Origin of the sequence: Chelatococcus sp. XZ-Ab1 (genome assembly GCF_029309855.1) — a bacterium.
GTDB classification, from domain to species: domain Bacteria; phylum Pseudomonadota; class Alphaproteobacteria; order Rhizobiales; family Beijerinckiaceae; genus Chelatococcus_A; species Chelatococcus_A sambhunathii.
Window position 1 is genome coordinate 457,598 of the sequence record NZ_JARKII010000001.1, and the last position, 14,331, is coordinate 471,928.

Below are 14,331 nucleotides of genomic sequence, written 5' to 3' on the forward strand. Positions count from 1 at the left end.
GAGAAGCCCCCGCGGGGCTGTCTCGGCCGCTGCGGCCATGCCCGCCGGCGCGCTGTTTGCCGCGCCGGAATGGCCGCGCCTTCGGCTGTTCCGGGGATGGCGCCGGCGCGGCTACGTCCGCGTCGGCGGCCGCCGACGGCTGCCGCGCGGGCTCGGTAGCGCGCTCACCCTCGCCCTTTTCGCCGGCATCGGTCTCTACGGCGCCTTCGCCGGTGGGCACGTCGACCGGTTCAGGGCCGAGAACGGCACCCTGAGCGACGCCGTCGCCCGCGCCTTCGGCTTTGGCATCCGGCAGGTCGTCATATCCGGCCTCGCGGAGCTCAGGCCGGCGGAGATACTCGCCGCGGGCGGCATTTCGCCGAACAGTTCGGTGCTCTTCATCGATCCCGCCGCGGTGCGCCAGAACCTCGAGGCCGTGCCGATGATCCGCGAGGCCTCGGTGCGCAAGCTCTATCCGAACGAGCTCGCCATCACGATCACCGAGCGGGAGCCCTTTGCTCTCTGGCAGCGCAACGGAGAGGTCTTCGTCGTGGCCGCCGACGGAACGGTGATCGATTTCCTCAACGATGCGCGCTACACGCGCCTGCCGCTCGTCGTCGGCGACCGCGCCAACGTGCACTCGGCCGACTATCTCGAACTCCTGGACGCCGCCGGTCCGCTGCGCGAGCGAATCAGGGCGGGTTCGCTCATCGCCGGCCGGCGCTGGAACCTCATTTTCGACAACGGCCTCGAGGTTCGCCTGCCGGAGGCGAACCCGACGGCGGCGGTCGCCCGGCTGGCGGAGCTCGAGGAGAGCGACCGCATCCTGGAGCGGGACATTCTCGTCATCGACATGCGCCAGTCCGACAGGGTCGTGATGCGGCTCGGCGTCGAGGCCGCAGCCGCCCGTGCCGAGGCGGCGAAGAAGAAGCCGACGAGCGCCAGGGAGGCGGATATATGAGCTCCTTGCGCAATGGCCTGACGCCGCGCCTGAAGCCCCTGTCCGCCCGCAAGAGCACGCTTCTGTCCGTGCTCGACGTCGGTACCAGCAAGGTCGTCTGCCTCATCGCCCAGCTGCTGCCGGCGAGCGAAAGCGACGTGCTGCGCCGCCGCACCCACCAGGTGCGCGTGCTCGGCATCGGCCACCAGCGCTCGCTCGGCCTCAAGGGCGGCATCGTCGTCGACCTCGAGGCCGCGGAGCAGGCGATCCGCCAAGCGGTCGACGCGGCCGAGCGGATGGCGAAGGTCGAAGTGCAGTCGGTCATCGTCAACCTGACCGGCGGGCGGCTCGCGGCGCAAAGCTTCGCCGCCAATGTCGCGACGCGCGGCACGGTGACGAGCGCGGACGTGCACCGTGTGCTCGATGCCGCGAGCGCCCACAGCCTGAAGCCGGGCCGCGTCGTGTTGCACGCCCTGCCGACGGGCTACGCGCTCGACGGGCAGAAGGGCGTGCTCGACCCGGTCGGCATGATTGGCGAGAATCTCGGCGTCGACCTCAGCGTCGTGACGAGCGAAGCTTCCGCCGCACGCAACCTCATGCTGGCCGTCGAGCGCTGCCATCTGGACGTCGAGGCCATCGTAGCGAGTCCCTATGCGGCGGGTATCGCCACGCTTGTCGACGACGAGGCGGAGATGGGCGGGCTCGTCGTCGACCTCGGCGGCGGCACGACGAGCTTCGGCGCGTTCTTCGCCGGCCATCTCGTCCATGCCGACGCGGTCGCGGTCGGCGGCCATCATGTCACCATGGACGTGGCGCGGGGCCTGTCGACGCACCTCGCTGCGGCCGAGCGCCTCAAGACGCTCTACGGCGGTGCGCTCCCCTCCGCGTCGGACGAGCGCGAGATCATCTCCGTGCCGCTCGTCGACGAGAGCGAGCGGGACGTGCCGAACCACATGCCGAAGTCGCACCTGGTGCGGATCATCCGCCCGCGTGTCGAGGAAATCCTGGAGCTGGTGCGCGACCGGCTGAAGGCGGCGGGCTTTGCCCCGGCCGACGGACGGCGCGTCATCCTGACCGGCGGGGCTTCCCAATTGACGGGCCTGCCGGAAGTCGCCAGGCGCATCCTCGCTGGCCCGAAGGGCTCGGCCCAGGTGCGCATCGGCCGGCCGCTCGGCATCAAGGGGCTGCCGGAAGCCGCGAAGGGACCCGCCTTCGCGGCGGCGGTCGGTCTGCTGGTCTACCCGCAGGTCGCCCATATCGAGCATTTCGAGCCCAAGGCGGCCCGGACCATGCTCGCGACAGGCACGGATGGTTACCTGTCCCGAATGGGACGCTGGTTCAGGGAGAGCTTCTGAGATTGGAGCGGCGCGGCGGCCGCGACAGTCTGGAACCGGAGTGAGAGGGGCGCGCAGCCGGGCGCCGTTTGAGAAGAAGAGGCCACGACCATGGCGATCAATCTGCAAGCCCCGGACATCCGGGAACTGAAGCCCCACATCACGGTGTTCGGCGTCGGCGGCGCCGGCGGCAACGCCGTGAACAACATGATCGAGTCGGGGCTGATGGGCGTCGAGTTCGTCTGCGCGAACACCGATGCCCAGGCGCTCACCAGCGCCCGCGCCCAGCGCATCGTGCAGATGGGTCTGCAGGTGACGGAAGGCCTCGGCGCCGGCTCGCAGCCGGAGGTGGGCCGCGCGGCCGCCGAGGAGGTGATCGACGAGATCCGCGATCAGCTGTCGGGCGCGCACATGGTGTTCATCACCGCCGGCATGGGCGGCGGCACCGGCACCGGGGCGGCCCCCGTCATCGCCCGCGCCGCGCGCGACATGGGCATCTTGACCGTTGGCGTCGTGACCAAGCCCTTCCACTTCGAGGGTCAGCGCCGCATGCGGGTGGCGGAGGCCGGCATCGGCGAGCTGCAGCAGGCTGTCGACACGCTGATCGTCATCCCGAACCAGAATCTCTTCCGCGTCGCCAACGAGAAGACCACCTTCGCCGATGCCTTCGCGATGGCGGACCAGGTGCTCTACTCGGGCGTCGCCTGCATCACCGACCTCATGGTGAAGGAAGGCCTCATCAACCTCGATTTCGCCGACGTGCGCGCCATCATGCGGGGCATGGGCAAGGCGATGATGGGCACGGGCGAAGCCTCCGGCGACGGCCGCGCCATCACGGCGGCCGAGGCCGCCATCGCCAATCCGCTCCTCGACGACGTGTCGATGAAGGGGGCACGCGGCCTGCTCATCTCCATCACGGGCGGTCCGGATCTGACGCTCTACGAGGTGGACGAAGCCGCGACGCGCATCCGCGAGGAGGTCGATTCCGAGGCCAACATCATCCTCGGTGCCACCTTCGACGAAAGCCTCGAGGGCACGATCCGCGTCTCTGTCGTCGCCACCGGCATCGACCAGGAACTGATCCACAACGCGCAGGACCTGTCGCTGACGGAGCAGCGCATCGCCGAAGTCGCCGAGCGCCTGCGCTCGGAGGCCCGTCAACGGGCGGCGCATCCGCCCGTGGCGCCGCGCCCCGTGGCCATCGAGACGACGCCGCGTGTCGCCGCCGCGCCGGTCGCGCCCGAGCCGATGCCAGCTCCCGCGCCGGTCGCTGCCCCGGCTCCCGTCGCGGCGCCAGTGGAGCCGATGCCGGCTCCCCAGGCTCCCGCCGCCGAGTTCGTCCCTCCGGTCGCCGAGCCAGCGCCGGTCGCTGCCCCGGTTTCGGCTCCCGTCGCTGCGCCGGTTCGCCAGGAGATGCCGCGTGCGGAACACGTGCGTCACGACGTCATGATCGCGCCGGCCGCGGCGCCGCGCGCGGCCACGGCGGCGGCGATGGCCGCAGCTCCGGCTCCGGTCATGCACGAGCCGGCGCCGCATGAGATGCAGGAGCATTTCATCCCGCCCCAGCCCGAGCGGGCCGTGGTGCGCCCGACGCGCATGCCGCGCGTCGACGAGCTGCCGCTGCCGGTGCAGAACCAGATCCGCGCCGCGCGGCCGGAGCATCAGGACCACGGCGCCGACCACAAGCGCATGTCCCTGCTGCAGCGCATCGCCTCCGTCGGCCTTGGCCGCCGCGACGACCACCAGCCGGCCGCCCCGGCGCCCGCGCCACAGCCGGTGCGCCAGCAGGCGCCGCAGCCGGCGCCGTCGCCGGTGCACGCCGAATATGCCAAGCGCCCGCAGGCGCAGGGCTACCGGCCGGCACAGGGGGCGCTCGACCCGCACGGCCGCGCGCCGGCGCCGAGCCGCACGATCGACGACGACCAGCTCGAGATCCCGGCCTTCCTGCGCCGTCAGGCCAACTGAGCGCCGCCTTCTCGAGGCCATGACTCAACCCCGGGGGCACGAGCTTCCGGGGTTTTTCTTTCGTTAATATTTTTCAAAGGTTTACATGTATCGTGAGGGCCCGACGATCAGTGTAACAGACAGTAAGAAAGCGTGATTTGGCCGCGTTTGGCGGCGCGACTATGGTCCACGCAACTCGCGCGGGATTCGAAACGTCGATGTCGCGAATCACGTGCCTTGGCAAGGGCCGCAAGCCTTGCACTGTCTTGGGTGCATCCGCCCGCTCCGGGCGACGGGACCGAAAGAATGAAAGCCAACGGGCAGACGACGCTTCGTGATACCGTGACCCTGACGGGCAACGGCGTTCATTCCGGGAAACCTGTGCGGCTCACCATCCATCCTGCGGACGTCAACCACGGCATCGTCTTCCTGCGGACTGGGCTTGCCAACGGGCGGGAGCGGCTGATCGAGGCGCGCCACATCGCGGTGAGTGCGACGGAACTCTGCACCGTCATCGGCGAAAGCGACTCGGGCGCGGTCGCCACCATCGAGCATCTCATGTCGGCGCTCGCCGGCCTCGGCATCGACAATGCGCTGATCGAGGTCGACGGTCCGGAGATCCCGATTCTCGACGGCAGCGCCGCCCTCTTCGTCGAGGCCTTCGACCGCGTCGGCCTCGCCTCCCAGTCGGCGGCGCGCCGCTACGTGAAGGTACTGCGCCCGGTGCGCGTGCAGCAGGGCAAGGCCTTCGCCGAGCTCAGGCCGCGCGACAAGGGCTTCCGCCTCGATGTCGAGATCGATTTCGACACGCCGCTGATCGGCCGCCAGCGCAAGATCGTCGACCTGTCGGCGACGGTCTACCGGCGCGAGATCGCCAATGCCCGCACCTTCGGCTTCATGCGCGACGTGGAGCGGCTGTGGAAGGCGGGCTTTGCCCTCGGCGCCTCCCTCGAGAATACGGTGGCGCTCGGCGAGGACCGCATCCTCAACGAGGAGGGCCTGCGCCATCCCGACGAGTTCGTTCGCCACAAGCTGCTCGACGCAATCGGTGATCTTGCTCTGTCCGGTTTGCCGCTGATCGGCGCTTATCACTCCTATTGCGGCGGGCACCGTTTGAACTTCATGGTTCTCGATGCTCTGTTCGCTGATCGCGCGAACTACGCGATCGTCGAGGGCGAGCCCCGGCGCGAGCAGGGCCATGCGGAGATCGCGGGCGGCATCGCCGTGCCGGCCTACGCGCCCGACATCCACTGACGTCCGCTTGCGGGGCCATCGAAACGCCGTTTTCCGCCCCGCAGGTTGCAGCCGTCGAAATCGGCTCGCAATGCTTTTCCAGACCTTGGCGGAAGCGGTGGCTTTGGGTTAAACAGCCCAACCGTCGAGCGATGGTGAGCCGTGGCCGTGGGGCCGCAGTGGAGGAAGGTGAGGTAATGCGCTCTGCATTTTCGTCCAAGACCGCCCGGACCGGCGCGCTGATGCCGAATATCGGCAGGCTGCTCGCATGCGCGGCGCTGGGCCTTTCTCTGACGGCGTGCGACACGCTCTCCTCGCTCAATCCCTTCGAGAAGGACGAGAAGTACAAGCCCGAGCTCGTCCCCGACGTGCCGGCCGCGAACCTCTACAACGAGGGGCTCGCGCTGATGGCCAAGAACGAGTACCCGGACGCCTCGAAGAAGTTCGACCAGATCGACAAGACCTATCCGCGCAGCGAATGGGCGCGCAAGGCGCTGATCATGAAGACCTACGCCTCCTACGAGGGCGGAGAGTTCAGCGAATCGGTCAACGACGCGCGACGCTACCTGACGCTCTATCCCAACGGGGAGGATGCGGCCTACGCGCAGTACCTGCTGGCGATGTCGTACTATCGCGAAGTTCCGGACGTGACGCGCGACCAGGAGCGCACCGAGAAGGCGCTCGCCGCCTTCCAGGAACTCGTCGAGCGTCATCCGCGCTCCGAATATGCCGAAGATGCCAAGTTCAAGCTGCAGGTGGTGCGCGACCAGCTTGCCGGCAAGGAGATGGAGATCGGCCGCTATTACCTTCAGCGGCGGAACTACACGGGCGCCATCAACCGTTTCCGCGACGTCGTCAGCAAGTACCAGACGACCCGGCACGTGGAGGAAGCGCTACAGCGCCTGACGGAGGCCTATCTCGCTCTCGGCGTTGTCAGCGAGGCGCAGACCGCTGCGGCCGTGCTTGGCCACAACTTCCCCGACAGCCCCTGGTACAAGGACGCGTACAAGCTGCTGCAGAGCGGCGGGCATGAGCCGCGCGAGGACACGGGTTCGTGGATCAGCCGGACCTTCCGCGGCTTCACGCGGTCCGTGGGCCTCGGCGGCTGATCGCGGCGCGGGCGGCATGCTCGTCCAGCTCGCCATCCGCGACATCGTTCTGATCGACCGGCTCGATCTCGCCTTCGATCGCGGCCTCAGCGTCCTTACCGGCGAAACCGGTGCCGGCAAGTCCATCCTGCTCGATGCCTTCGCGCTGGCCCTCGGCGGACGTGGCGACGGCGGCCTTGTGCGCCACGGCGCGGCGCAGGGGCAAGTCACCGCCGTCTTCGAGGTGGCGGGCGAGCATCCCGCCTGGCAGGCGGCACGCAGCTTCGGCATCGCCGAGGATGGCGCGCTCATCCTGCGCCGCCTCCAGCATGCGGACGGGCGCACGCGCGCCTTCGTCAACGACCAGCCGGTCAGCGTCCAGGCGCTGAAGACGATCGGCGCCACGCTCGTCGAAATCCACGGCCAGCACGACGACCGGGCGCTCGTCGATGCGGCCACCCACCGCGCCATCCTAGACGTCTTCGGGGAGTTGCAGCAGGAGGCTGCGAAGGTGGAGACGGCCCATGCGCGCCTGCGCGAGACGCGGGCAGCGCTCGTGCGCCATCGTGCTCGGATTGAGGCGGCGCGCAAGGAGGCCGATTTCCTGCGCCATGCGGCGGAGGAGCTTGAGGCGCTCAATCCCGACGCCGGCGAAGAAGAGGCGCTCGCTGAGCGGCGCCAGCTCATGATGCAGGCGGAGAAGGTGGCGAGCGACCTGAACGAGGCCTTCGACGCGGTTGCCGGCAATGCCTCGCCCGTGCCGGTCCTGTCGGCCGCCGTGCGCCGGCTGGAGCGGCGGGCGCAGCAGGCGCCGAGCCTCGTCGAGCCCAGTGTCGCGGCGCTCGACGCGGCCCTCGTCGCGCTCGACGATGCGCGCGCCGCCCTGGAGGAGGCGCTGCGCGCGGCGGCCTTCGATCCGCGTGAACTGGAGCGCGTGGAGGAGCGGCTGTTCGCGCTTCGGGCCGCCGCGCGCAAATATGATGTGCCGGCGGACGACCTCGCGCCCCTACGCCAGCGCTTCCTCGCCGATCTCGCCGCTATCGATGCCGGCGAGGCGGAACTCGATCGGCTCTCCACCGCGGTGGACGAGGCGAGCGCGGTCTATCGCGCAGCGGCGGCGCACCTCAGCGCCGGGCGGGCCGAGGCCGCGGCGCAGCTCGAAGCAGCCGTCAATGCGGAACTGCCGCCGCTCAGGCTGGAGCGGGCGCGCTTCATCGCGCGCATCGACAGCGACGACAGCGCCGAGGCGGCGGAAGGCTTCGACCGGGTGGAATTCTGGGTGCAGACCAATCCGGGCACGCGGCCGGGCCCGCTGATGAAGGTCGCGTCCGGCGGCGAGCTGTCACGCTTCATGCTGGCGCTCAAGGTGGTGCTGGCGGACAAGGGCTCGGCGCCGACGCTGATCTTCGACGAGATCGACACCGGTGTCGGCGGCGCCGTGGCCGATGCCATCGGCCAGCGCCTGAAGCGCCTCGCGGCGCGGGTGCAGGTCGTCGCGGTCACCCACGCCCCGCAGGTCGCCGCGCGCGCCGCGAACCATCTCCTCATCGCCAAGGAGGCGGCAACCGCGGACAAGGTGGCGACGCGCGTGACGCCACTCGCCGAACGCATGCGCCAGGAGGAGATCGCCCGCATGCTCGCTGGGGCAACCATCACGGACGAGGCGCGCGCCGCCGCGGCGCGGCTGCTGGAGACGGAAGGCTGAGCGCCTGAAGGCCAGGCGCGGAGCTCCTTTAATCCCTCGTGCATCATGTCGAAGGACGCGATCGGCTCCGTGACGGTGCCGAAGCATCGCAGGCAGTCGAGCGACAGGGGGAAAGGCCGCCTCGCCGCCGCGGCCGCCGGTGGCCTCCCTGACGGGGGCCACGAAATCCTCGCGCCCGCGACGCTGCCCGCATCGCTCCGCAGAGGCAACGGGGCCTATCCCCATATGCGTGTCGAGCACTGCGAATGGTCCTGCGGGCGGACTGGATGGCGAAGGGCGGGTGGCGATGACGAGGTAGGTGAAGACGGCCGGCTTTGTCATATAGTCTGCGCTCCCCGAATCCCTGAGCGTGACGCCCATGTCCGAACGTTCCTCGTCCTCCACAGCGGGTGCTTCCCTGCGCGACGTCGCCGTCGAGGTATTGACGCCGCGGGAGGCGAAGCGCGAGCACGCGGCCCTCGCCGCCGAGATCGCCGAGCACGACCGCCGCTATTTCGGCGAGGATGCGCCCACCATCTCCGATGCCGATTATGATGCCCTGCGGCGCCGCTACGAGGCGCTGGAGGCTCGCTTTCCCGACCTTGCCACCGACGAGAGCCTGACGAAGAAGGTCGGCACCCGGCCGAGCGAGAAATTCGCCAAGGTGCGCCACCGCGTGCCCATGCTGTCGCTGTCGAATGCCTTCGCCGACGAGGACGTCGCGGAGTTCGTCGTGCGGATCCGCCGCTTTCTGGGCCTCGCCCCCGACGCGCCGCTTGTCATCACCGCCGAGCCGAAGATCGACGGCCTGTCCATCAGCCTGCGCTACGAGAAGGGTCGCCTCGTCACGGCCGCGACGCGCGGCGACGGGGAGGAGGGGGAGGACGTGACGGCCAATGCCCGCGTCGTCGACGCCATCCCCAAGGAGATCGACGCCGCCGACATGCCCGAGGTGTTCGAGGTGCGCGGCGAGGTCTACATGCGCCATGCGGATTTCGCGGCCATCAACCAGCGCCAGGCAGAGGCCGGGAAGCCGCTCTTCGCCAATCCGCGCAATGCCGCGGCGGGCTCGCTACGCCAGCTCGACCCGGCAGTCACCGCACGCCGGCCGCTCGCCTTCTTCGCATACGCCTGGGGTGACGTGTCGGCCCTGCCGGCCGACACGCAGATGGGGGTGGTTGAGGCGCTGGGGCGCTGGGGCTTTCCCATCAACCCGCTGATGAAGCGCTGCCACAGCGTCGAGGATCTGCTCGCCCGCTATCACGCCATCGAGGCCGACCGGGCCAATCTTGGCTACGACATCGACGGCGTCGTCTACAAGGTGGACAGTTTGGCTCTACAGGAGCGCCTCGGCTTCGTCTCGCGGTCGCCGCGCTGGGCCATCGCTCACAAGTTCCCCGCCGAGCGGGCGATGACCGAGTTGCTCGACATCGAGATCCAGGTGGGGCGGACGGGGGCGCTGACGCCCGTGGCGAAGCTGAAACCCGTCACGGTGGGCGGCGTCGTTGTCGCCAACGCGACGCTGCACAACGAGGACTACATCCGCGGCATCGGCGGCGACGGCCAGCCGATCCGCGGTGGCATCGATATCCGCATTGGCGACACGGTCGAGATCCAACGCGCCGGCGACGTCATCCCGCAGGTGCTCGGCGTCGTTATGGAGAGGCGCCCGGCCGGCTCCGAACCCTACCGCTTCCCGGCCACATGCCCGGCCTGCGGCAGCCATGCGGTGCGCGAGATCAACCCCCGCACGGGGCGGGAGGACGCCGTTCGGCGCTGCACGGGCGGGCTTACCTGCCCGGCGCAGGCCATGGAGCGCCTGAAGCACTTCGTGTCGCGCAACGCGCTCGACATCGACGGCCTCGGCGACAAGCAGATCGAGCTCTTCTTCCGCGAGGGACTGGTGCACGGCCCGCAGGATATCTTCACACTGGCCGAGCGCGATGCGGCGAGCCTGAAGAAGCTGAAGGACCGCGAGGGCTTCGGCGAGACGAGCGTGCGCAACCTCTTCGCGGCCATCGAGGCGCGCCGGCGGGTGCCACTCAACCGCTTCATCTTCGCGCTCGGCATCCGCCATGTGGGCGAGACGACGGCGAAGCTCCTCGCCCGCCACTACGGCACCTTCGAGGCGCTGCGGGCGGCCCTGATCGCCGCCCGCGACCGCGCATCGGAAGCCTGGGCGGAGCTCAACGCCATCGACGGCATCGGCGAGGTGGTGGCGGAGGCGCTGGTGCAGTTCTTCGCCGAACCGCACAATGAGACGACTCTGGACGCGCTGCTTACACAAGTGACGCCGCAGGAGATGGAACGGACGGTGACTATCGAGAGTCCGGTCGCGGGCAAGACGGTGGTTTTCACCGGCACGCTCGTGCGCATGTCTCGCGACGAGGCCAAGGCCATGGCCGAGCGCTACGGCGCCAAGGTAGCGGGTTCGGTATCGAAGAAGACCGACCTCGTGGTGGCCGGGCCGGGCGCTGGCTCCAAGCTCGCCAAGGCGCAGGAGCTCGGTGTGGAGGTCATCGACGAGGACGGCTGGTTCACGCTCGTTGGGGCGTGAACCGCTCCCGCCCTTTCCCCGGGCGGCGACACGGTCTAAGACACGCGCCATTCGTTACTGAAAGCCAGCCCCATGCTCGAAGGCCTGCCGCCGCACAAGCCCACCCATTCCATGCGCCTTGCCGCGGACGAGAGCTCTGCCCAGGCCATGGTCGAGCTTCTCGGGGAGTTCTTCGATCCGGCCGAGACGGCGGTGGCAGCCTTCGAAGCTCCGGACGGGCGCTGGCATCTGGAAGTCTATTTCTCGAGCGCACCGGACGAGGCGGCGATCCTGAACCTGCTGCGCCCCATCGTCGGCGATGCGGTGGACGGCGCGGTCTTCGCGCCGATCGAGGTGAAGGACTGGGTGAAGGCGAGCCTTGAGGGCTTGAAGCCGGTGCGGGCGGGGCGCTTCCTCGTGCACGGCAGCCATGACCGGGCCGTCGTGCGGGCGAATGACATCGCCGTCGAGATCGACGCGGCGCTCGCCTTCGGCACGGGCCACCATGGCACGACGCTCGGCTGTCTCCTGGAACTCGTCGCGGAGCTGAAGCGCGGACGGCCCCGCCATGTGCTCGACGTCGGCACGGGCACTGGCATCCTTGCCATCGCTGCGGCGCGGGCTTTGCACAGGCCGGTCGTGGCGGGTGACATCGATCCGGTGGCCGTCGCGGTCGCGCGCGCCAACGCGAGACTGAACGGCGCGCGCGACCACGTGCGGCTTTACGCAGCGCCGGGCGTGCAGCACCATTTCGCTGCCCGCAAGGGTCACTACGATCTCGTCTTTGCGAATATCCTTGCCCGGCCGCTCAGGCTTCTCGCGCCGTCCCTGCGCAAAGTGCTTGCCCCGCAGGGCACCTTGGTGCTCTCGGGGCTGCTGATCCGCGATGTGCCGGGGGTCGTCAGCGCCTATGCCTCGCAGGGGCTGGCGCTCGTCAGGCGTGCCGAGCGTGAAGGCTGGGCGACGCTGGTTCTGAGGCGGGGAGGCGCTGCCCCCCGCCCGCGTCGATGAAAGGCCGCTGTCAGTAATCGATGGCCGGGTAGCGGCGACGCATCTCGCGGCGCATGTCCTGCGCCTCAGCGACGATCTCGGCCATCGTGACCGTAAAACGGCCGATTGCCCTCAGGATGGTCACGATGAACATGTCTGTTGCCTTTCGATCGATGTGAACCGGCTGCGCGGTCCCTCGCCTCAGCGGGCGAAGGGCAGGGCGCCGGACTTGCCGAGGCTGACCTTGTCGAGGTCCGCGTCCTTCAGGGTCAGCGGGCCGTAGATCGCCTCCAGGCGGCGGATTTCCCGGTCGGCAGCGCGCATGCGCGCCTCGACGAGGGCATTGAGGATGCGCTTGAAGACTCCGGTCTTCTTGGGCGCTACATAAGCGATGTCGGTCGTAACGTAAGCCATGGGTCCATCTCCGCACGTTGGAGGACAGCCCCGGGAACGCTTCCTCGCGTGTTTATGGTCGCAATATAGGGAATGCTGCATGTGCGAAGAAGATGGGTCAGCGCATATGACCTATGCATGCTGAGCGGGCCTGTTTGCGGGATGCTTGCCAGAGCAGCGTGAGGTGCATGACAATTGTGCGACGCTGCCGCCGCATTGGGCGCGCGATGCCAAAAACCGGTTACATATGAAACATTTGCATGAGGGAGCCCGAAGCTGATGAGGCAGAGCCGCTTTCAGGCCTTCGACAACGATCGCGACCCGGCCGCCTGCGGGCCGCATCTTGCTGCGCTGCGGCATGAATTGCGCCGCCGGGGCCTCGACGGCTTCGTCGTGCCGCGCGCCGACGAGCACCAGGGCGAATACGTGCCGCCCCATGCGGAGCGGCTCGCCTGGCTGACGGGCTTCGGCGGCTCGGCCGGCACGGCCGTGGTGCTTATGGACAAGGCGGCGATCTTCGTCGACGGGCGCTATACGCTGCAGGTGCGCGAGCAGGTCGACACCGAGCTTTTCGCACCGGTTGCGAGCAACGAAATGCCGCCAGCGGCCTGGATCGGCGAGAACCTGCCGCAGGGGGCGAAGCTCGGTTACGATCCATGGCTGCACACCCCCGCGGCGGTGGACAGGCTCGCCCGCGCGGCCGAGGACGCGGGCGGCACGCTGGTGCCGGTGGCCGACAATCCCGTCGATGCCATCTGGAGCGACCGTCCGGTACCGCCGCGAGCCCCGGCGCGGCCCTATCCGCTCATCTTCGCCGGCGTCTCCGCTGCCGATAAGCTGTCGCAGCTCAACGAGAAGCTAGCGAAGGCGCGCAGCGATGCCCTCGTCGTCAGCGATCCGCATAATCTCGCCTGGCTCTTCAACCTGCGGGGGGCTGACGTCGCCCATACGCCGCTGGCCCTCGGCTATGCGCTCGTGCCGCGCGGCGGCCGGGCAACAATCTTCATCGACGAGGACAAGATCGGGACGGAGCTGCGCGAGGCGCTGGCGCCGCTCGCCGACATTGCCTCGCCTGACACTTTGCTCGCCGCGCTCGCCACGGCGGCCGCCGGCGGGCGGCGCGTGCGGCTCGACGCGGCGACGGCGGCGGCGGCCTTGCGCGAGACGGTGAGCGCCGCCGGCGGCACGGCTGATGTGGGCGATGATCCGATCAGCCTCATGAAGGCGGTCAAGAACGAGGCGGAGAAGGCCGGCGCCCGTGCCGCACAGCGCCGCGACGCCGTGGCGGTCACCCGCTTCCTCGCCTGGTTTGCCCGCGAGGCGCCCGGCGGTAGCCTCACGGAGATCGACGCCGCGGTCGCGCTGGAGAATTTCCGCGCCGAGACGAACGCGCTCGTCGACATCTCCTTCGACACCATCGCCGGCGCCGGGCCGAATGCGGCCCTGCCGCATTACCATGTCACGATGGCGAGCAACCGCCGCATCGGTGAAGGCATTTTCCTCATCGATTCCGGCGCGCAATACGAGGACGGCACGACGGACATCACGCGCACCCTCGCCGTTGGCACGCCGAGCGCGGAGATGCGGGAGCGCTTCACCCGCGTGCTCAAGGGTCATATCGCCATCGCCACGGCGGTCTTCCCCAAGGGCACCAGCGGCGCGCAGCTCGACAGCTTCGCCCGCCGGCCGCTGTGGGAGGCGGGGCTCGACTTCGACCACGGCACGGGCCACGGCGTCGGCGCCTTCCTCTCGGTGCACGAGGGGCCGCACCGCATCTCCAAGTTGGGCACGACGCCGCTGGAGCCGGGCGTCATCCTCTCCAACGAGCCGGGTTACTACAAGGAAGGCGAATACGGCATCCGCATAGAGAACCTCGTTCTCGTCGAGGAGCGGGACATGCCCGGCGCCGACCGGCCGATGCTCGGCTTCGAAACGCTGACGCTGGCGCCCATCGACCTCGCGCTGGTCGAGCCTTCGCTGCTGAGCGACGAAGAGCGTGCGTGGCTCGACGCCTACCATGCCCGCGTGCGCGAGGCGCTGATGCCGGCGCTCGAGGGCGCGGACCGGGCGTGGCTGGTAGAGGCGACACGGACGGTTGGGGGCTGAGCGCGGGCTTTCCGTTATGCCCGCGCTTGTCGCGGGCATCCACGCTGCTTGCACTCGGCCGAAAGGCGTGGATGGCTGGGACAAGCCCGGCCAAGGCGGGCGAG

11 protein-coding genes are annotated in these 14,331 nt (G+C 69.3%); 9 read left to right on the plus strand and 2 right to left on the minus strand.

Annotated elements, in window-relative coordinates; translation table 11 throughout:
• Positions 1-37 precede the first annotated feature (37 nt).
• From P2T65_RS02220 to P2T65_RS02255, 8 genes are all read left to right on the plus strand, one after another.
• Entirely contained in the window at positions 38-940 is a 903-nt protein-coding gene (locus P2T65_RS02220; RefSeq protein WP_096335274.1) for a cell division protein FtsQ/DivIB, read from the plus strand.
• Positions 937-2,274 carry a cell division protein FtsA gene (gene ftsA / locus P2T65_RS02225; protein WP_055457458.1) on the plus strand — a complete coding sequence of 446 codons (1,338 nt, stop codon included), beginning with the start codon at positions 937-939 and terminating at the stop codon, positions 2,272-2,274. The genes P2T65_RS02220 and ftsA overlap by 4 nt, the downstream gene beginning before the upstream one ends.
• 90 nt (positions 2,275-2,364) lie before the next feature.
• Positions 2,365-4,218 carry a cell division protein FtsZ gene (gene ftsZ, locus P2T65_RS02230; protein WP_276199113.1) on the plus strand — a complete coding sequence of 618 codons (1,854 nt, stop codon included), beginning with the start codon at positions 2,365-2,367 and terminating at the stop codon, positions 4,216-4,218.
• A 285-nt stretch (positions 4,219-4,503) separates the two neighbouring features.
• Positions 4,504-5,451, plus strand: a complete 948-nt coding sequence (gene lpxC, locus P2T65_RS02235; protein ID WP_276199114.1) for a UDP-3-O-acyl-N-acetylglucosamine deacetylase — start codon at positions 4,504-4,506, stop codon at positions 5,449-5,451.
• Between the two features lie 176 nt (positions 5,452-5,627).
• The gene (locus P2T65_RS02240; protein WP_096335273.1) at positions 5,628-6,539 is read left to right on the plus strand and encodes an outer membrane protein assembly factor BamD; all 912 of its coding nucleotides are present in this window, start codon (positions 5,628-5,630) and stop codon (positions 6,537-6,539) included.
• A gap of 16 nt (positions 6,540-6,555) precedes the next feature.
• Entirely contained in the window at positions 6,556-8,223 is a 1,668-nt protein-coding gene (gene recN / locus P2T65_RS02245; RefSeq protein WP_071924017.1) for a DNA repair protein RecN, read from the plus strand.
• A 358-nt stretch (positions 8,224-8,581) separates the two neighbouring features.
• Positions 8,582-10,759: an NAD-dependent DNA ligase LigA gene (ligA, locus tag P2T65_RS02250; RefSeq protein WP_055457454.1), complete on the plus strand. Its 2,178-nt coding sequence runs from the start codon at positions 8,582-8,584 to the stop codon at positions 10,757-10,759.
• Between the two features lie 72 nt (positions 10,760-10,831).
• A complete protein-coding gene (locus tag P2T65_RS02255; RefSeq protein WP_055457453.1) occupies positions 10,832-11,749 on the plus strand; it encodes a 50S ribosomal protein L11 methyltransferase in 918 nt (305 codons plus the stop codon).
• 10 nt (positions 11,750-11,759) lie between these two features.
• Here the strand turns inward: P2T65_RS02255 and P2T65_RS02260 are convergent, their stop codons facing one another.
• Positions 11,760-11,882, minus strand: coding sequence for a hypothetical protein (locus P2T65_RS02260; RefSeq protein ID WP_276199115.1), 123 nt, complete (start codon positions 11,880-11,882; stop codon positions 11,760-11,762).
• 47 nt (positions 11,883-11,929) lie between these two features.
• Positions 11,930-12,142: a hypothetical protein gene (locus P2T65_RS02265; protein WP_019402719.1), complete on the minus strand. Its 213-nt coding sequence runs from the start codon at positions 12,140-12,142 to the stop codon at positions 11,930-11,932.
• Between the two features lie 258 nt (positions 12,143-12,400).
• On the opposite strand from P2T65_RS02265, the gene P2T65_RS02270 reads away from it, so the two are divergent.
• Positions 12,401-14,227, plus strand: a complete 1,827-nt coding sequence (locus tag P2T65_RS02270; protein ID WP_055457452.1) for an aminopeptidase P family protein — start codon at positions 12,401-12,403, stop codon at positions 14,225-14,227.
• Positions 14,228-14,331: the final 104 nt, after the last annotated feature.

Excerpts from the sequence above, each read along its gene's own strand:
- P2T65_RS02220 (WP_096335274.1), top strand. The coding sequence starts at position 38 with ATGCCCGCCGGCGCGCTGTTTGCCGCGCCGGAATGGCCGCGCCTTCGG.
- ftsA (WP_055457458.1), top strand. The coding sequence starts at position 937 with ATGAGCTCCTTGCGCAATGGCCTGACGCCGCGCCTGAAGCCCCTGTCC.
- ftsZ (WP_276199113.1), top strand. The coding sequence starts at position 2,365 with ATGGCGATCAATCTGCAAGCCCCGGACATCCGGGAACTGAAGCCCCAC.
- lpxC (WP_276199114.1), top strand. The coding sequence starts at position 4,504 with ATGAAAGCCAACGGGCAGACGACGCTTCGTGATACCGTGACCCTGACG.
- P2T65_RS02240 (WP_096335273.1), top strand. The coding sequence starts at position 5,628 with ATGCGCTCTGCATTTTCGTCCAAGACCGCCCGGACCGGCGCGCTGATG.
- recN (WP_071924017.1), top strand. The coding sequence starts at position 6,556 with ATGCTCGTCCAGCTCGCCATCCGCGACATCGTTCTGATCGACCGGCTC.
- ligA (WP_055457454.1), top strand. The coding sequence starts at position 8,582 with ATGTCCGAACGTTCCTCGTCCTCCACAGCGGGTGCTTCCCTGCGCGAC.
- P2T65_RS02255 (WP_055457453.1), top strand. The coding sequence starts at position 10,832 with ATGCTCGAAGGCCTGCCGCCGCACAAGCCCACCCATTCCATGCGCCTT.
- P2T65_RS02260 (WP_276199115.1), bottom strand. The coding sequence starts at position 11,882 with ATGTTCATCGTGACCATCCTGAGGGCAATCGGCCGTTTTACGGTCACG.
- P2T65_RS02265 (WP_019402719.1), bottom strand. The coding sequence starts at position 12,142 with ATGGCTTACGTTACGACCGACATCGCTTATGTAGCGCCCAAGAAGACC.
- P2T65_RS02270 (WP_055457452.1), top strand. The coding sequence starts at position 12,401 with ATGAGGCAGAGCCGCTTTCAGGCCTTCGACAACGATCGCGACCCGGCC.